The sequence below is a fragment of the Shewanella fidelis ATCC BAA-318 genome, from assembly GCF_000518605.1.
Lineage (GTDB): Bacteria > Pseudomonadota > Gammaproteobacteria > Enterobacterales > Shewanellaceae > Shewanella > Shewanella fidelis.
On record NZ_JADX01000005.1, the window covers coordinates 231,909 to 250,495 of the forward strand.

15 protein-coding genes are annotated in these 18,587 nt (G+C 43.3%); 12 read left to right on the plus strand and 3 right to left on the minus strand.

Translation table 11 applies throughout. The annotated features are described in order from the left end of the window. Positions 1-8: 8 nt before the first annotated feature. From L884_RS0103450 to L884_RS0103500, 11 genes are all read left to right on the plus strand, one after another. Positions 9-2,825, plus strand: a complete 2,817-nt coding sequence (locus L884_RS0103450) for a M16 family metallopeptidase (RefSeq protein ID WP_028766181.1) — start codon at positions 9-11, stop codon at positions 2,823-2,825. Positions 2,826-2,879: 54 nt separating this feature from the next. Further along, positions 2,880-4,622, plus strand: a complete 1,743-nt coding sequence (locus L884_RS21665) for an ABC transporter ATP-binding protein/permease (RefSeq protein ID WP_051435519.1) — start codon at positions 2,880-2,882, stop codon at positions 4,620-4,622. Further along, the gene (locus L884_RS0103460; protein WP_028766182.1) at positions 4,604-5,404 is read left to right on the plus strand and encodes a DUF3450 family protein; all 801 of its coding nucleotides are present in this window, start codon (positions 4,604-4,606) and stop codon (positions 5,402-5,404) included. The genes L884_RS21665 and L884_RS0103460 overlap by 19 nt, the downstream gene beginning before the upstream one ends. Then, positions 5,391-6,629 (plus strand): MotA/TolQ/ExbB proton channel family protein, encoded by a 1,239-nt coding sequence (locus tag L884_RS23205; RefSeq protein WP_051435520.1) that lies wholly within the window; start codon positions 5,391-5,393, stop codon positions 6,627-6,629. Before L884_RS0103460 ends, L884_RS23205 begins: the two co-directional genes overlap by 14 nt. A 1-nt stretch (position 6,630) precedes the next feature. Beyond that, positions 6,631-7,020 carry a MotA/TolQ/ExbB proton channel family protein gene (locus L884_RS22590; RefSeq protein WP_169731774.1) on the plus strand — a complete coding sequence of 130 codons (390 nt, stop codon included), beginning with the start codon at positions 6,631-6,633 and terminating at the stop codon, positions 7,018-7,020. Then, complete coding sequence (locus tag L884_RS0103475; RefSeq protein ID WP_037410285.1) at positions 7,020-7,421, plus strand: ExbD/TolR family protein; 402 nt, start codon at positions 7,020-7,022, stop codon at positions 7,419-7,421. The genes L884_RS22590 and L884_RS0103475 overlap by 1 nt, the downstream gene beginning before the upstream one ends. A gap of 5 nt (positions 7,422-7,426) precedes the next feature. Then, positions 7,427-8,089 carry a hypothetical protein gene (locus tag L884_RS0103480; RefSeq protein WP_028766184.1) on the plus strand — a complete coding sequence of 221 codons (663 nt, stop codon included), beginning with the start codon at positions 7,427-7,429 and terminating at the stop codon, positions 8,087-8,089. After that, a complete protein-coding gene (locus L884_RS0103485; protein ID WP_028766185.1) occupies positions 8,089-9,459 on the plus strand; it encodes a tetratricopeptide repeat protein in 1,371 nt (456 codons plus the stop codon). Before L884_RS0103480 ends, L884_RS0103485 begins: the two co-directional genes overlap by 1 nt. Positions 9,460-9,744: 285 nt before the next feature. Continuing rightward, the gene (locus tag L884_RS0103490; RefSeq protein WP_037410288.1) at positions 9,745-10,575 is read left to right on the plus strand and encodes a cobalamin-binding protein; all 831 of its coding nucleotides are present in this window, start codon (positions 9,745-9,747) and stop codon (positions 10,573-10,575) included. Between the two features lie 185 nt (positions 10,576-10,760). Continuing rightward, positions 10,761-11,318 carry an HdeD family acid-resistance protein gene (locus L884_RS0103495; RefSeq protein ID WP_028766187.1) on the plus strand — a complete coding sequence of 186 codons (558 nt, stop codon included), beginning with the start codon at positions 10,761-10,763 and terminating at the stop codon, positions 11,316-11,318. Positions 11,319-11,449: 131 nt separating this feature from the next. After that, positions 11,450-11,833, plus strand: coding sequence for an MAPEG family protein (locus L884_RS0103500; protein WP_028766188.1), 384 nt, complete (start codon positions 11,450-11,452; stop codon positions 11,831-11,833). A gap of 316 nt (positions 11,834-12,149) precedes the next feature. On the opposite strand, the gene L884_RS0103505 is transcribed toward L884_RS0103500, so the two are convergent. The 3 genes from L884_RS0103505 to L884_RS0103520 form a co-directional block, all read right to left on the minus strand. Continuing rightward, positions 12,150-12,530, minus strand: coding sequence for a cytochrome c3 family protein (locus L884_RS0103505; RefSeq protein ID WP_028766189.1), 381 nt, complete (start codon positions 12,528-12,530; stop codon positions 12,150-12,152). Positions 12,531-12,712: 182 nt separating this feature from the next. Then, positions 12,713-14,362: an HAL/PAL/TAL family ammonia-lyase gene (locus L884_RS0103515; protein ID WP_028766190.1), complete on the minus strand. Its 1,650-nt coding sequence runs from the start codon at positions 14,360-14,362 to the stop codon at positions 12,713-12,715. Between the two features lie 38 nt (positions 14,363-14,400). Then, positions 14,401-15,960: a flavocytochrome c gene (locus L884_RS0103520; RefSeq protein ID WP_028766191.1), complete on the minus strand. Its 1,560-nt coding sequence runs from the start codon at positions 15,958-15,960 to the stop codon at positions 14,401-14,403. 970 nt (positions 15,961-16,930) lie between these two features. On the opposite strand from L884_RS0103520, the gene L884_RS0103525 reads away from it, so the two are divergent. Beyond that, positions 16,931-18,457 (plus strand): sigma-54-dependent Fis family transcriptional regulator, encoded by a 1,527-nt coding sequence (locus L884_RS0103525; RefSeq protein WP_028766192.1) that lies wholly within the window; start codon positions 16,931-16,933, stop codon positions 18,455-18,457. Positions 18,458-18,587 lie beyond the last annotated feature (130 nt).

Genomic DNA, 18,587 nt, shown 5'->3' on the forward strand with positions numbered 1-18,587 from the left:
GATATTTTATGAAAAAACTTTCTCTTGCTGTCATGGTTAGCTCAGTGTTACTTGGTGGCTGTGCGACAGACAATTCAGCTAATTTAATTACTACTGGGAATAGCGCACCTCAAGTGCAAAACGTATTGGCTGAGCGTGCTGGTATTCAGCGTGGCCAGCTTGCAAATGGTATGAATTACATTGTTGCGGAAAACGAGCAGTCTGGTGAGCGAGTATCACTACAATTAATTGTACATGCTGGCTCTCTTGATGAAGATGATGATCAACAAGGTATTGCTCATTTAGTTGAGCATATGGCATTTAACGGTACTAAAGATTTTCCTGCTAATGAAATTATTGAGCATCAGGAGTCTTTAGGTATGGTATTTGGTCGTGATGTCAATGCCATGACAGAGTACAACACCACATCTTATTTTTTACATCTCCCCAATAATAGCGAACAAATGCTGGACGAAGCGTTTCATATGCTATCGCAACAAGCTTTTGCAATAGAGTTTAATAACGAGGAACTGGAAAAAGAGCGCCCTGTTGTTGAAGAAGAATGGCGAAGTGGTCGCCATATGATGGCGCGTTTAGGCCAAGAAAACCGTAAGATTTTACTTGCAGGCAGTCGTCATGGTGAGCGTGAACCTATTGGAGATATGGAGCTTGTTCGACACGTTGATGCGAGCCGAATAAAAGCCTTTTGGGAAACTTGGTACCACCCAAATAATATGACCTTAGTGGTTGTTGGTAAAACTAATAAAGCCGCAGTTGAAGCTAAGCTTAATCACTACTTTGCACCAATTCCTTCAGCTGAACTACCTCAACGTAGCAGCACTAAGGTGCCGCTGTCTAAGCAATTAAAACTGGCCGTTATTGAAGATCCAGAGATCACTACAGAAGTGGTTTCGGTGAGTTTCCGTGGTGAACAGGCATCACCAAATACTTTGGGCACCTTGCAGCAAGAGTTACTTAATGATCTTGCAATGGCAATGTTCACCAAACGTATGACAGAAAGCTACCAAGTTGAAAGTGATTATATTAGCCGCATGGTTGCAGCGTCACAACCACTGGCTACAGGTTATAACAACAATCGAATAATTGCGATATTACAAGATAGGCACTATAGACAAGCTTATAGTGAGCTTTTTGCCAATGTTAGTGCCTTTAAGGCTCACGGTTTTAGTGAAGCAGATTTAGCTGTTGCTAAAGCCAATATTGTACAGCGTTATCGGCAAATGGCTGAAGCACAGCAAAACTCTAGCAATAGTCGTTTATTAATGGCGCTTTTTAGTCAATTGCGCACCCATGAGCCTTTAGTTGACCCTAATGCGAAGTTTGTTGCGACCCAGCAACTAATCAATCAGTTTTCTCTAACGCAGGTTAATCAATATTTTAGCAATATGTTGTCGAGTCGAGCGCCAGTTGCGATAGTACAAGTGAACCCGGAGCATGCTGAATTACTGCCAACAGAATCTGAAGTGACGCAGCTATGGCAACATGCATTAGCTAATCCTCCTGCGGTAGACAATCAAAATAAAGCACAAAAGAGCTTATTTGATAAAGTCCCCGAGCCAGCTCGATATACTAGTTATCAACAGCATGGTGACACTCATGTTTGGACTTTTGCGAACGGAGCCAGCGTCTGGTTTGTGCCAAGTGATGAAACCGAAAATCAGTTAATGCTTAAATGGCAAGGTAATGGTGGTACCGAGCATCTTGCTAAGACAGAGCAGCGTGCAGCGCAGTTATCAGCGCAAAACTTAGGGCTATTTGGTTATGGCGGCTTAACTGCTACTGAAATGAGTGCCGCGAATGCCGGTAATCAAATGCGTCAATCAGCTTTTATTACTCAAGATGAGCATATCATCTTTGGAAGTACCGATATGCATTCGTTAGAAACATGGATGCAGAACCTTAATAAGCGTATCACCGCTCCGCAAATTGATGACACTATTTGGGCATCTCGCCAGCTAATCATTGAGCGTGGGATAGATAATCGCAATGTTTCGCCAGATGGCATTTTTAATCAAGCAATCGATAATATTCGCTATAAAGATAACCCGATGACACTGCAGCTTACTAAAGAAGAGTTAAAGCACATTAGTAGTCAGGACATGCTTAATGCTTGGAAAAAGATATTTACTGGCGCAGCTGACCATCAATTAGTCGTTGTCGGTGATGCTAAACCTGAACAGGTTATTGATATGGCAGCTCGTTATATCGGGCATTTGCCTGCCGGTGAAAGTTATACCGAAATCGTTTTACCTAAGGTGACAGAAGGGCATCACCAAGTGCGAATCGAGGCTGGCAGCGAACCGGTTGCATTAACGAGTGTGCTATTTAATGTGCCTATGCCATTCAGTGATGATGCCAATAATAAAGCGGGTTTAGTCAGTCGTATTATATCAACTCGATTACGTGAACAGTTACGTGAGGCATCGGGAGGTGTATATAGCCTTCGCTTTGGTATTCGTTTAGAAAGAGAACGCCAACAAGCGAGTGGAATGTTGAGCTACAGTCATCAACCGGGGCGAGGTGATGAACTTAAACTGCAAGCTGATGAGGTGATAGCTAAAGCACTCGCTGAAGGTATAACACCGCAGGAGCTAACTCAGATAAAGCAACAGCATAAATCCGCTTTAGCACCTGAAATGATCACTGATCGTCAACGTCTTACTTGGCTCACAGACAACGCTAAGTACAACAAGTTTGAAAGTAAGCGCGATGCTTATTTGGACTGGCTAGATCAAGTGACAGTAGCAGAACTGAATGCCTTTGCTAAAGCTGTGCTCGAAAAGCCCAATACTATCGATGCCAGACTACTTCCTGAAACCATATAAGTACTCTTTAACTCGAAATTTGACCCGGCAGCAATGCCGGGTTGGAGCATATAAATGTTGCTGTTAAAACAATTTTGGTCTTTGGCCAAACCTTATTGGATGAACCCTGCTCATTGGTTTAGCTGGGTTTTGCTGTTTCTAAGTGTGGCTGCATTACTAAGCGTAGTGGAGGCCACTGTTTGGCTCAACGAGTGGAATAAGCATTTTTATGATGCTTTAGCTGCCGTGGATATTGATGCTATTTACCCTCTTATGCTTGAGTTTTGCGGCATTATTGCATTAACCGTCGTGTTGATGGTTTATGGAAAATGGTTGCAACAGTTGGTAGTTATACGTTGGCGAAGTTGGTTAACCGAGCAGCTAATTTCAAGTTGGATGCGCGACAAAACATATTATCGTATGACGTTGGGTAGCGAGCCTGATAACCCTGATCAACGTATTGCAGAAGATGCCAGAATACTCACAGAAGATTCGGTTGAGCTGTTTGTTGGTGGTATTCAAGCTATAGCAGTATTGATCGCTTTTACCCAAATATTATGGGATTTATCGGGCAATCTAGGGTTCGAGTGGCAAGGGGAAACCATACATATTGCGGGTTACCTATTTTGGGTTGCTTTAATTTATTCAATTATTGGCACTGCAGTGACCCACTTCTTTGGTCGCCAGTTACACGGACTTAACTTTCAACAGCAGCGAAAAGAGGCAAATTTTCGTGCATTGTTACTGCGTAAGCGTGACGCCGCTGAACAAATTGCTTTATTAAATGGCGAAGCTTGCGAGCAGCGTCAGTTAAAGCAGAGTTTTGCGGATATCACAGGTAACTGGTATGCGTTAATGAGCCGAGAGAAAAAGCTGGGTTTTGTGATTAATGCTTATCATAAGGTTGCCATGATGGTACCGCTATTTGCAGGTATTCCTGCACTGATGGCCAAAACCATCACTATTGGTGGCTTATTCCAAGTTCGTATGGCTTTTATGAAAGTGTATTCCGGCTTTAGCTGGTTCGTTCATAAATATCAAAACCTTACTCGTTGGAGTGCAACAGTAACGCGTTTAGGACAGTTTACTGAAGCGATGGGGAACTTAGCACCTATTGCCAGGGTACAGCGCAAAACTAATTTGTGTTGGCAAAACTTAAGCATAGAAAAACCTAACGGTGAGCCGCTAGTTTGCAATATAGATTTAAGTTTAGCGCCTGAATCTAAATTATTTATCTCTGGAGTCAGCGGGTTAGGCAAATCAACGCTGTTGCGTACTATTGCCGGAATTTGGCCTTTTTATCATGGCGAACTCTCTCAACCACAAGGGCACACTCTTTTGTTACCTCAGCGGCCATATTTACCAACAGGTAGTCTGCGAGACTGCTTACTTTACCCGAGAGAAACTGAAACGACAGATAGCGTAACAGGAAGTACTAATAAGCCAATGTTAACTGATGAGTTTCTTATAGAAACACTACAAAAAGTAGGTCTGGCTGAATTAACTTCGCAACTGGATATCGAAGCGGAATGGCAACAAAAGTTGTCAGGAGGCGAACAGCAAAAGTTGAGTTTAGCAAGAGCTTTGATCGGCAAGCCAGACACTCTGATTCTAGATGAAGCTACAAGCAGTTTAGATGAAGAAACGGCTATCGCAATGATAGGTCTGCTTCAATCTCAGTTACCACAATCTACATTAATGATGGTTTCTCATCAAACGGCATTGTATCCCTTGTTTGAGCGGCACTTAGATTTAACTCCGTATGCAGCAAAAAGCAAGCCTTCAGTGGAGGAGCAAGCATGCAGTGTAACTTGTTAATATACATGCTCTTACTATTAGTTTTTTTAACCGCCCCTGTGCGAGCTGAGTCTTCTTCCTTACAACGCAGTGAGCAGTTGCAGCGTACCGATCAATTGATGGCAAAAAAACTTGCTCTTGATAAAGCGAGTGCAGAGTTAAGTTTTAATTGGCAAAAAGAGCAGGCGAGTTTGCTGCAGCTTAAAGCGAACTATCAAGCTGAAAGGCAGCTGTTGCAACTTAAGTTACATAGTGCCGGGGCACAAAGTGACGATGCCGTATTGCGACGTCAATCTTTGGCAAAAGAGCAGGCAAAGGCAGAGCAAACCACAGTTGAATATCAGACTTTGCTGACTCAAGGTGTAGCAAGTTTTACGCAAAGCTGGCCATTATTACCAGAGCCTCTTAAGCGTTCTCAGCTACAAGAGTACCGCCAATTAACTAACGAAAAAGCTGAATTAGCACAAAGACTAACCGCACTTGTGCATTTGCTTGAGGCCACGAATAGTTTTGATCAAACTTTTACCTTAGATAAGCAAATATTGAAGCTAAATGGCCAAGATTGGCAAGCTGAGGTGTTGTACTTAGGTTTAGCTAAAGCATTATTTCGTTTACCTGACGGTTCACATGTAGGAATGGGAATGCCTGCAGGAAAAACGACAACGGATACTTGGCATTGGCAAGTTAATGATGATGCACAAGAGGAGATTAACCAGACGTTTGCTATTTATTTACAGCAGCAAAAGGCCAGCTTAGTTACGTTACCGCTGTTTGCTCAGGGAGGGCTGCATGAAAAAGAGTAGCGTGATGCTCAGCCACATTGGGGTTTGGTTGCTGCTGGTTTTTTCTGTTGCTGCCCAAGCTTTTGATATGGCGAGCTATGAAGCAAAGCTTATTAAAGAAGTTAATCAAGCGGAGCTGCAGTATCAGCGACAAGTTGCACAAGTATCTAAGTCACGTCAGCCAATACTAAATGAGCTTTCTTCGCTTGAAGTGGAGCTAATTGAATTACGTCAGCAATTGCTCGGTCAAACTCGAGCGCAAGATGATGCTTATCTTAGTGTGCAAGCAATGGAACAGCGCCTAAGTCAGTGGCAAGAACAAAATCGATACATTTTCAATTTATTGATGCGTCATTCAGCTAATCAACAAGGCTCACCATTAGCTTTGGTTCATGGTGAACTTACAAGTATTGGCGGCAAATTAGCGCCGAGTTGGCACCCTGGTAAAGCCATTGCCAGTAATGGCGCTCTAGTCACGGGGCAAATTTTACGGTTAGGCCCTTTAGGTTATCTGCATCATGATAATCAATTGAGCATTTTAAATATGCAGGGGGCAGATAAACATAAGGTTGCAGAAATTAGTTTAACTCTAACTGTTGATGAGACTTTCCCTCGTTCTCTGCCAGTGGATATAACGGGTAACCGAGCCATTACGATTGAGGCTAATCACAAGTCTTGGTATGAACGGATTAATCAAGGTGGTTTTTGGGTTTTTCCAATCTTAGCGATGGGCCTTTTGGCTTTTGCTGTTGCAGTATTCAAAGCATGGCAATTGCGTGGGCAGCCAAAACCTGATTGTGGTTTGATTAGTCGTTACCTTGCTGATGGAGTATTGCCCCTCGCTGACGGTTGGCAAGCACTGTTAGTTGCAAAGGCGGAGCAGCATCAAGGTTGCGGTAGCGATGCTATGGCTGACTACTTGCATCAATATTTGCTGACGATTAAAGCTAAGCAAGAAAAAGGAATGGCGTTGATTGCTGCAACTGCAGCTGTAGCACCGTTAATGGGTTTATTGGGAACTGTGGGAGGCATGATTCAAACTTTTGAAATGATGAACCTGTTTGGTAATCAAGATTCGAGTGTGCTTTCAGGAGGTATTTCAGAAGCTTTAGTCACCACAGAATTAGGCTTGGTGGTAGCGATTCCTGCCTTGCTATTACATGCATGGTTGAGTCGTAAGCATCAGGGGGTACTGAGTCAACTTGAAGCTGATGCAGGGCTCTTATGCCAGCTTGGAGATCGTTAATTTGTTTGAGCTAATCGCTAATTGGTATCAGGCAAATGGCCCGGTATTGCTGCTTTTATTGGTTTTTGCGGCGACGCTGTATTGGCAACTGGCTGATTTACTCAGCCAGTTTCGTTGTTCTGGTAGCTATTGCTGCTGGCAGTGTCGCCAGCATAAATGTGCACAATTAATGGCTTGGGTAAGTGTTGCTCCATTAATGGGCTTGTTAGGTACAGTTCATGGATTGCTCGGAAGCTTTGAAATTCTGGCAAGTGGTCAAAGCGGAAATATTACTCAAGGTATGGCACAAGCTTTGATTACGACAGAGGTGGGGTTAGCTGTGGCCATACCTGCATGGATTTTGCTTTTGCTCGGACAGCAACATTGTAAATTGAAACTGGAGCAAGCCTGATGAGAAGGCGTAAAGTTATTGTCACTCAACAACAGGATAAAGCTTTGGCAGTGGATATATCTCCCTTGCTAGATGTGGTTTTCATTTTGTTGATTTTCTTTATTGTTTCTGCGGTATTTGTCAGGGAAACCGGAGTTGAGATTGAAAGACCTCAAGCAACGAGTGCTACGCAAGTAGCTGAGCGCAGCGTGTTAATAGCCTTAACTGCAAGTGGTGAAGTATGGCACGGTGGCGCACAAATTGGTTTAGCAGGAGTCGCTCCTTTATTGCGGCAGATGCCCGATAAACCTGTGGTGATCCAAGCTGACAAATTAGTTGAGGCTGGCATACTGGTGTCATTGATCGATGCCTGTAAATTAGCTTCATCAGCCAGTGTTAGCGTCGCAAGCAAACAAGGTTAAAGAAGATGACGAAGCTATTAAATTGTTTACCTCGGCCGTTATTTAACACCTTAGTCGCGCTTGCAATGGTGCTGTTACTGATTTTTATGCAAGGGTTAAGAAACGCGCCGCAAGCCGCATCAACGACTCTAATTGTGCGGGAAGTTAATATCGCTAAATTAACGCCACCGCCACCTCCTCCAAAAACGCAAATACAATCAAGTGTCAGCAGCGCTCCACAATTGCTATTGCCACAACATGCGACGGGTACCAGTTTACAAGTCAACCCAATAGAGGCGGAGTTGCCTAGAGTCATCGAACCAAGTTCGGATTTTGGCAAGCCGCAAGATTTATTGCCGGACTTTGTTGTTGGGCAAAGTCAGGCTTTAGATGAAATAGCTACTTTTGGGCTGGAGCAACTTGATCAGGCACCTCGCTTGATTAATCGAATTAATGCTCGCCTACCAAGTGATATTGCAGCACAAGGGGTGACCGAATTGCAGCTCATGTTACATGTAATTATTCATGAGACAGGCAAGGTAGAGTTGGTCGGTACGCCGGAACTGCAATACCCTCAGCTAACGGTGGTAGCGAGCAAAATTGCTAAGCAAGCATACTTTACAGCGCCAATGAGGCATGGGGAAAAGGTAAAAGCCGAGTTTTATTGGCCAGTAAGGATCAAAGTTTAATGTTAAATATAAAGAAATTATTTGTTTTATCGCTAACGCTATTAGCAGTATTTAGCACTATGCATGCAGAGGCCAGTGTTAACCTTAGTGTACCTTTACCTGTGCCATCTTTTTCCACTGCTCCTATTGGAATGCATGAACCTCAGGTGAATGTGTCTGGTCAACAGGTCTTAAAGCAAGTCACTCGATTACTTGAGTTGCAAGATTTACAGGCCGCGAGTATTGAACTTAGGCAAGGGCTTGGTGAGCACAAACCAACAAATGCAGCTTTACTATATACTCTGGCGACAATTGAGTTGCAGCAAAATCAAACCAAATCTGCAGTGAGTTCATTAAATCAAGCTTTAGCTGCCTTGCCCGATTTTACTCGGGCACAGAGTGTTCTAGCTGGTATCTATACTCAGCAAGGTGAGTTTGATATGGCTAGACCCTTGTTGCAGGCGGCTATTAAACGCCAAGCTTCAGCGAGTTTATATGGCATGTTGGCCTATGGTTACCTCAAGCAGCAAGTATATTTGGCCGCTAAAGCTGCTTATCAACAAGCAATAGTGCTAGATGGCTTAAATAATAGTTATCTGAAAGGCTTGTTGCAGGTAAATATTGCATTGCAAGAATGGTCTAGTGCAGAGAGTATTTTGCAAACTCTTCTATCTCAGCAAACAATGGATGCAGAGTTATTACTGGTTCGAGCGAATATAGCTCAGCATAGAGGTGAAGATATTGCCGCGATTAATAGTTTGCAGCTTGCGCTTAGCTTGAACGGCAAAACGAGCTCCCAAACAAATAATATTCGTTGGCAGTTGGCCCAAATGTATCTAAAAGTCGGTGCATTTGGTTCAGCTAATCAAACGTTAACAAGCTTGGTTAATCAAGAGACACTGCCGGAGCCTAAACAAATAGTGGCGGCGCTCGATTACTTGTTAATTATGGGGCAGGCCAAGCAAGTAAAGCAGCTAGCAAGCAGCTTACTCTCTAATCCTGCCGCTAATCAGTCTTTGCAGAGCGAGCTGTGGATGTTGCTTGGTCGTGCGGAACTAACTTTTCAGCGGGATGCTAATGCCGCGAGTGCTTTTGCAAAAGCTGTAAAGGCAAACCCGTTAAATGGTGAAGCTTATATTCAGCAAGCGCTTTTACTTAGATCAAGTAATCAGCAGCAAGCGCAGATTTTACTAGCAAGAGCAGCAGACATTGAAACCAGTGCTGTGCGCGCTTTGACTTTGCAAGCCCAAATTTTATTAGATATCAAAGCCTATGATCGAGCCTTGTTAGCGTTAACCAAGGCGTATCGATTAGCGCCCGATACTCACGGGTTGAAAGAAAACCTCAGTAGTGTTGAGCGCTTGGTACAATTAGCTCAAACCCAACTGTAATATCAATTTAAGTTAGTCAGTGCCGGGGCAAGGTCTCGGCATTTATCTATGCTAATCGTGATAAACAACATCTGTTGGCAATATTGGCTTAGCAAATTAGTTATAGGAGTTATTAGTACTCCTTAATATCAGTGTGAATTGATATTTTATATCAAAGTAATCTGGTGGTTATTGGAACTTCAAACGGGCTTATGTCAAGCTATGCAACCCGATATGTTGGCTTTGTTATAACCTAGACTCCTGTGGCGAGTCTTAGTCAGCTATAGCCTGTTTTAAAAGGATTTTATGAACATCTTATATAAGTTATTGATAGCGTTAAGTCTGTTTGCCTCGGTATCTATGTCGAGTTTTGCAGCTGAGCCAGCGAAGCGCATTGTTGCGTTGTCACCACACTCAGTGGAGATGCTGTATGCCATTGGTGCTGGAGACTCTATTGTGGCAACCACTGAATATGCTGACTTTCCTGAGGCGGCACGGGATATTCCCCGTATAGGTGGATACCACGGCGTGCAGATTGAACGTATTTTGGAGCTAGAGCCCGATCTCGTTGTGGTTTGGGCTAGTGGTAATAAGCTTGAAGATATTCAGCGGATTAAAGAGTTAGGTTTTAAGGTGTTTGATAGTAACCCTAAGACATTAGAGGCGGTTGCGGATGAGCTTGAAGCGTTAGGTGAACTGACTGGTAATCAAGCTCAAGCTAAGCAAGCGGCTGATGGTTATCGGGCTAAGTTAGTACAACTGCGTAATGATAATTTTGCTAAGCCAGAGGTAAAGGTATTTTATCAATTGTGGTCTACCCCACTGCGTACTGTGGCTAAAAGCAGTTGGATCCAGCAGATCATTTCTGTGTGTCATGGCGATAATGTATTTGTTGATGCGGCAAGTGATTATCCGCAGGTGAGTCTAGAAACCGTGGTATTAAAACATCCACAGGTGATTTTACAAAGCCAAGATGAGGGCAACATCATCGGAATAAACTGGAGTGAGTGGCCAGAAATTCCAGCGGTTAAAAACCAGCATATCTATCAGCTTAATGCCGATTTACTTCACCGTGCAGCACCAAGAGCTCTGCTCGGTGTTGAAGCATTATGCGATGCGTTAGATAAAGCGCGTTAGTACTCATTTCTACTGGCGATAAACCTTGTAAGGTTTATCGCGTCTACCTAGTCTGCTAGCTAATCAGCTTTAGAATCTTATGTTTTAGCGCTTGCCATTATTTGTGTTAACAAAAAAACCATCTAACCTAGTTATATTGCTAATGCTGACCAATACTTAGAAACGGATAACATAGGGGAAAACTGATGAATAATCCTGTCAATGCGATGCTAAGTAAAGGTTGGAAGTGGTTTGTAATGGTTGGGGCTGTGGTTACGCTAGGTGGCATTTTTGCCATTAGTTTGCCGGTTGCTGTGGGGGTGACGATCACCGCGATTATAGGCGCTATTTTCTTAGTGCTTGGCATAGTACAGCTTTATCATATCTTTAGTATTCCGAAGTGGAAATCCAATTTCTGGTATGTGATTAGCGCGCTGTTTTATCTTATTGGTGGCATCATGATTATCGCTGAGCCCTATGTCGGCTTATTCACCATTACGATTATGATGATTACCATTATGCTGTTTAATGGCGTTACACGAATGTTTTTCGGTTTTAATAGTCGCAGTAATTTAGCGGGGTGGCGCTGGATTGTGGTGAGCGGCTTAATTTCGACGCTGATAGCGGGTTACTTTTTTAGTCTGATGGGCAATCCAGAGTTTTCATTGTCTATTTTGGGTGTTTTTATTGGGGTTTCTTTTCTATTTGAAGGGCTTAGCTTTATCTTTATTGGTTTGCAGATGAAAAAGGCGGTTGCCGAATAATCGCAGCCGTCAGCTGCAAAGTGGACGCCACAAGGGCTTTACCTGTGGCGTCTTTTCATGTTTAAGTGGTGCACATAGGTATTACAATCAATTGCTTGCACTAGCGAAAAATAATAACAAAAGGATTTACCATGACCACATTACTTATCTGTTTGTTTATTGCCATGTTGCTGCCTTATGCGGCTAAAGGGCCGGTGGCTGTTGCCATGGCGAAATTGGGGGGATATGACAACAACCATCCACGTGAGCAGCAATCTAAGCTTACTGGCTTTGGTGCGCGTGCTGTAGCGGGTCATCAAAATGCGTTTGAGTCTTTGCTTATTTTTGGTCTGTCGGTATTAGCTGTTATTGCTACAGATAAAGTGAATGCTGTTGCCGAAACTGCAGCGATTGTGCATGTTATCGCTCGTGTTGCGTATCAGCTATTGTATTTAATGGATCAAGGTACTTTACGCTCACTGTCTTGGTTTGTGGCGATTTTTGCTTCATTTACCGTGTTTTGGCAGGCGGTTTAAACAAGGTCTTAGGAAAGCTAAAGAAAGGTTCTAGGTCCTAGGTTCTAGGTCCTAGGCCCTAGGAAAAGCAAAGAAAGGCCCTAGGAAAGGTAAAGAATGGTGCTAGGAAAGGTAAAGAATGGTGCTAGGTTTTGGAAAGCTAAAGAAAGGTCCTAGGTTCTAGGTTCTAGGTTCTAGGAAAAGTAAAAAAAGGCCCTAGGAAAGGTAAAGAAAGGTGCTAGGGCTTAGGCTCTAGGAAAAGCAAACAAAGGGCTGAGCGTCCTAGAAAAAAGCCACGCTACATACTAGCGTGGCTTTGGTTGGTAAATCTTCGAACTTATCGCTTCATGTCTGGGTATTCAAACTCATGACACTGGTTACAGTAAACCTTGCTTTCTTTGTGCTCCATATGGCAGTAAGTACAAGGTAAGTCAGTACCGTAATGTAGGCTATCGTGTGGGTTAGGCTCAACATCATGGCCAGCACCAGCAGGACGTTTAGTTTGCTCTGCAATATCTTCAACACTGCCATGGCAGCTTTCACATGCGCTGGCCTCAGGAATGGTTTTACGCTTTGCATCACCGTGACACGCGCTACATTCAACTTTACCGTTATCACCAGTCATGATCTCTTGGTGATAGTCTTTAATCTTCATTGCATTAGCGTTTGGGATAGCTATCAACATTAGCATGCAGATAGTCGATAATACTTTTAACATCTTTAATCCTTGTTGGGCGTAGCGCCCGATAACTTGTATAACATCTTGCTTTTATGGCTTTAGGGCACAATTGCGGCTTGCTCAGCCTTACCAAAGGGAGCGGTATTGGTAACGCTGAGCAAGAGCAAAAGTGTTTTAGCTGAGTAAAATCTATGTTTAGTGCTTACTCTTAGTACTAACAGTTAGTACTGGGCGATAAATGCGGTTGATGCCTTAATGTCTGGTGTAAATGGACGGTCGATTTCAACAAATGGCACTTGCTTACGGAATGCTTGGTACATGGCTTTAGTTGCTTCGCCTTGTTTTAGCTTATCGTTAGCTAGTTTGCGTAGGTCGATTGCTTGGGTTGAATGCATTAACTCAAGACCGTACATCACGTTTGTGTTATCAACGATTTGAATTAGTCTTTCTGACGCTAGTTTTAGGTTAGTGAAGGTATCTTCAATGTTACCGGCAATGGCAATACCGTCGAACGATACTGGATTAGCCAAGGCTTTGTTACGTACTTGCATATCAACAAATGTCTTTTGAATTGCACCAAAAGCATGGCCATTGTTACCCGGTGCGCTTAGGAAACGCGGTAGATGTGTAAAGTGGTCATCTGATAGATGAATAGTACGCATCGCACTGTTGTGTGATACATGGGTTAGGGCAATGCTTAGCTGCTGCACAGCAAGTGCAACCGGTAGCGGCTCAAAGTTAGTGGTTGGGAACACACCGCCTTTGCCTTCAACTAAGTACTTTGATACTTGAGAGTTGTTACCGTAATCAATACCTGCACCTACGATAACACCTGGGTTGTCGTCTGAGTGGTTAATTTGAATATCAATTACTTGATCAAGATCGGCAAGCGCTTTGTATGCACTAGCAAAAGTGTATGCAGTGGTGCGATAGCTTAATGGATCTTGTAGTGGACGCTCTGGGTTTGCATCCCATAAGTAGCTGCCAGATAGATCGTTACGGATCTCGCTGGTGGCTTCTTTCAAGTATGGGAATGGACGAATGTCGTTCGTTTGCGGCAAGAATGGCGAAACGTTACCGTTTAGGCCTTCAAGACTTAAGCTAAATACCGTTGGTGATACTTCTAGTAGGTGTTTAGCATCGCGGTAGCCTTGCATTGCGTAGGCAACACCAACTGAGTTGTTTGACAGAATCGACAATGCATCTTTGCCTACAGGATCAAGTGCTTTAATGCCGGCTTTTTTCATTGCTAGCGCGCTGTTCATGCGCTCGCCTTTGTAGATCACGTCCCACTCGCCAATCATGGCTAGACCAACATGTGATGATAGTAAAATATCAGCTTCGCCAACCGTGCCTTTAGATGGAATGATTGGCGTGATGTCGTTGTTTAAATAGGCCTGATATAAATCAGCAACGTAAGGCTGTACACCAGTGTGGCCAGATAAAATGGTATTTAGACGAACTGCGAGAGCAACACGAGTTAATTTAACTGGCATCGCTTCACCTACACCCGCGCTGTGAGCGCGCAGTGTGCTGTAGTTAAATGACTTTGATGCCTTCATTACTTCAGGGCTAAGTTCGCCATTGGCATCAAATAGTTTGTGGTCTTTGTTTAAGCCCACACCCACAGTTAGACCGTATACAGGCTTGCCTAAACGTGCAGCTTCCATCAGTAGTTCATGAGCCTTAACTAGTGCGGTTGCAGATTGAGCAGCAATTTTAACTTTAGCGCCATCTGCAATTTGCCATGCTTGCTCTTGTGTCAAACTTTTACCGTCTAGTACAACAGTATCGGCAGCCATTGCTTGACCAGCACTAAGGGCTAAAGCAAGAGTTGTTAAGGCAACATTTTTAGTGGTTTTCATATTCATCATTCCTATAATTTTTTATTAAATTTAGTAGCGATTTATTAAGCAAGTTTTAAGGTCACAGCTTGGTTTTCTGCACAGTGGCGGCCAGCATTACGGCCAGTTACTACACCTTCGGCTACGGCACATGCGCCCAAGCGACTTGCACCGTGAATACCGCCAGTGGCTTCGCCGGCAGCGTACAGACCTGGGATAGGTTTATTGGTCACTAGGTGTAACACTTCAGATGCGGTGTTTACTCTTACGCCGCCCATGCAGTAGTGCACTTTTGGCCACATACGCACGCCATACCAAGGGCCTTTATCGAGTAACATCGCTTTTTGCATAGGGCGACCAAACTCGCTGTCATTGCCGTTAGTCACAGATTCATTCCAGCGCTCAACTTGAGCAATTAGCGCTTTTGCTGGCATGTTGTAGATTTTTGCAAGTTCTTCTAGGGTGTCGGCTTTCTTAATGACGTTGTACTTCAGACCCCAATCTAACGTTTGTGCATCTTTTGCCCCTTCGGCGTTAGTAAAGCCGATTGGGTATACAGGATTACCTTGGTCATCGCGGCGGGTCATAATGGCATCTGCACGTGCTTTACGGTCAGCAAGTTCGTTGAAGAAACGCTCACCGGTGCGCACATCAACCACAATACCGCTTGGGTAAGTTGCGATGGTGTTGAACTGAGATGCGGTACCAAAGCCCTTTTCATCTGGTGATGCCCACGGGCCTAATTGAATTTGATCTAAATGGATTGGGTTTGCGCCCAGTAGCATCATCTGTTTTAGTGCTTCAGATGTTGCGCCTGGATGGTTAGTTGAGTCCAACTGATTCGTGTATTCAGGCTGCTGCATTTGACGGTATTCAATGTCGTTACCAAAGCCGCCAGTAGCCATGATCACCCCTTTACGGGCACCAATTTTAATCATCTTGCCGGTACGCTCTTTAGGGAAGTAATAACCTTGGCGTACATCAATACCGATCACACGGCCATTTTCATCTTTAATAAAGCCTTCAAGTTTGGCTTGGTTACGCATCTCGATACCGTTCTTTTTCGCCACTTTAATTAATGGACGAATGATACCAGCACCAGAGCTTTGCACGGTTTGTAGCACGCGTGGAATAGAGTGACCACCAAAATGTTGCACGAAAGGCTTCCATTCAACGCCGTGGTTAATCAACCAATCACAAGATTCTGAAGTACCATTACACACTAGCTTTAGCATTTCGACATCGTTCATGCCACGGCCAGCCTCAAGCATGTCAGCAACCATAACATCAACAGAATCCTCAATACCCTCTTTCTTTTGCAGTGGAGAACCAGCAACCGCCATTGCACCGCCATTGATGGTTGAGTTACCACCAAATACCGGCATTTTGTCGATAATCATTACGCTAGAGCCGTTCTCTCTGGCTTGAAGTGCGGCAGACATTCCCGCAAAGCCACTACCTACTACGATCACATCAACAACTTCGTCAAACTTAGCATCTGCTTGTGGTACGCATGCGGCATTAGCTGACAAGGCTACGCTACTTCCTAGCCCGGCAACCGCCATAGCTGCGCCGCCTTTTAAAAGCTGGCGTCTGCCTAGACTAACTTGTTCTTTGTCGTTCATCTCTTGGTTCCCTATCTGTATTTTATTTGGCTATCCGAGCTATCTGTGCCCGATTTGATACAGGTAAAGCTGCAGCGACTATGCCAACTGTTCAATTGCGACTTGAATGCTGTTTATTTATGAGCAGGAACATAAAATCACGAAATATCATGGTTGGCAGCCTTGATATTTCGTGGTTATCTTGAGATATCATTAGCAAAAAGTGTGAAAATCTAACAACTAATATTATGTTTAAGTAGTGGCTCAATAATAAGTTGTACATTCACTATTATTAGTTGCTTACTGTTTTAGATTGGTAATTGCCCATTTTTATATGTTTTTATAAATATTTATTTGTGATGCTTATCACTGTTGCCAATGGTTAGTTTTCTCTGCTTGAAATACGGGGTGTTAAATTGAGCCATGTGTGGCTTACCGATTATAAATGAGTCAGCAGCAGTGATATATAAACTTGAAACAACCTTAATGACGAGTGTGGCATATCAGCCTTATTGTTATCTCGCTTATTCCTTTGTTGTTGAGCGAAGAGTATGGCTATCTCCCTTTGGCACTGGGCTTTTTCACTCTTTAGTAGTTAGTCGGTAATTCAATTCTACGTGCTTTAAGTCGTTTGTTGTTGTGCTGCACTATATATTTGTGAACTCTGATTTAGTTTTAAATTAATCGCGATAAATATAAGAAGTTTTGCTATTTAGTATTGCGTCGTAATTTGGATGTGACAGCATCACAGATGCTAAAATTATTTAGACTAATTCACATATTTTTATATATTACCGCTGAACTCACAGAATCAACTATAGTTGTAGAGTAGGTGGCCTTATTAAGCTTTTACCTTGGGCGTTAATAAGCTAGACGAATAGCTTTGGCTATTAATTTAGCCTCTGTTTACATTAATTTATGAACAGGGGCACAGATCCTATATATGCAATGATTTACCATCATGAAACTTCGTGATTAACTCGAGATTTCAATGAAAGAACAATTTTATTATCAAGCGACTCATTGCTTATGTAGTAGTTTATCTCTCGAAGTTGCTCTGCAGCGTTATTATGAGTTTATCAAGCAGCACTTACCGATTGACGGTATTTTCCTCAATATCTATCGGCCTGAGCATGGTGATATTCAATTCCTATCTCATGTTAACGAGCAACAAGCGGTAGCACTTGATAAACAGGTAAAAATCTCTACTGATATGGCTGAGGTTTTGCAGCAAAACGACCGTCCAGTTATTCGGATCATTAATGACATCAAACATGATCAAGTGACTCACTTTGTCGCGCCGCAGGTAATCCCAGAGATCTCATCTGTGATCTTGTTGCGAATGATCAGCAGTAACACTCACCTTGGTGTTGTGGGCTTTTATTCTAAAACCTCCGGACAATTTAAGCCTTTGCATGCGGATCTTATTGAACCCCACAAGGATACATTATCGCTAATTACCGCCTTTACTTTACGTGGTAGAAACCTACTTAAAGCCAATCAAGTGTTGAGTCAGGAAAATGATAACCTCAGACGAGGCGTATTTTCTGCCGATGGTGTTGTTGGCTCTGAAGGTGGTTTAAAGAAAGTGATGGTGCAGGTTGACGCCATTGCAGGGTTGAATACCAGCGTGTTAATGCAGGGAGAAACCGGTTGCGGTAAAGAGGTCATTGCTAACGCTATTCACGCCAAGTCTAACCGTGCAGGTAAGCCATTTATAAAAGTTAACTGCGGCGCAATTCCTGAAACTCTGATTGACTCTGAGTTGTTTGGTTACGAGAAGGGCGCTTTTACTGGCGCTGAAAATCGTAAGGCTGGTTATTTTGAGCAGGCTAATGGTGGCACTATTTTTCTTGATGAAATAGGCGAGTTGCCGCTATCTGCACAAGTGCGCTTATTACGAGTATTACAAAATAGCACTATTACCCGAGTGGGTGGCTTTGAAAGTGTCGATCTCGATATTCGAGTCATTGCGGCCACTCATAGAAACTTGCAGGCCATGGTGCATGAAAAAACCTTCCGTGAAGATCTTTGGTATCGACTCGCGGTTTTTCCTATTGATATTCCATCATTACGCCAACGTCGCAGTGATATTCCGCTGCTGGTACAACACTTCATTGAAACCTTAGCTGCTAAATTCAATTTAGAAAAATTACCTAGGGTGATGCCAGAGCAATTAGCAGTGCTTAATAATTATGCTTGGCCGGGTAACGTACGTGAATTGATAAATGTACTGGAGCGGGCAATTATTCAAAATCCATCGGGGCCGCTTAGCTTTGACTTATTAACTGCGGCAGCTAAAGAAGAAGTGCCGACCCAAAGCGGGCAAACCATTATTGTCGACCCTAGTCATGCCAGCGATAAATTGGTACCACTTGATACTATGATCAGTAAGTACATCAATCATGCGATGCGTATCACTGGCGGTAAGCTTTATGGCCCTGGTGGCGCGGCTGAACTGCTTGATGTGAATCCAAATACCTTGAAGAGCAGAATGAAAAAATTGGGTTTGTGTTAATCAAAATACGTGTCTATAAACCAATAAAAAAACACTTCCGAGGAAGTGTTTTTTATTGCAGGGACTGATGTTACAACGGCCATTAAGAATGATGAGGACTCAATGGCTTTTAGGGGATGAGTTTTTTAAT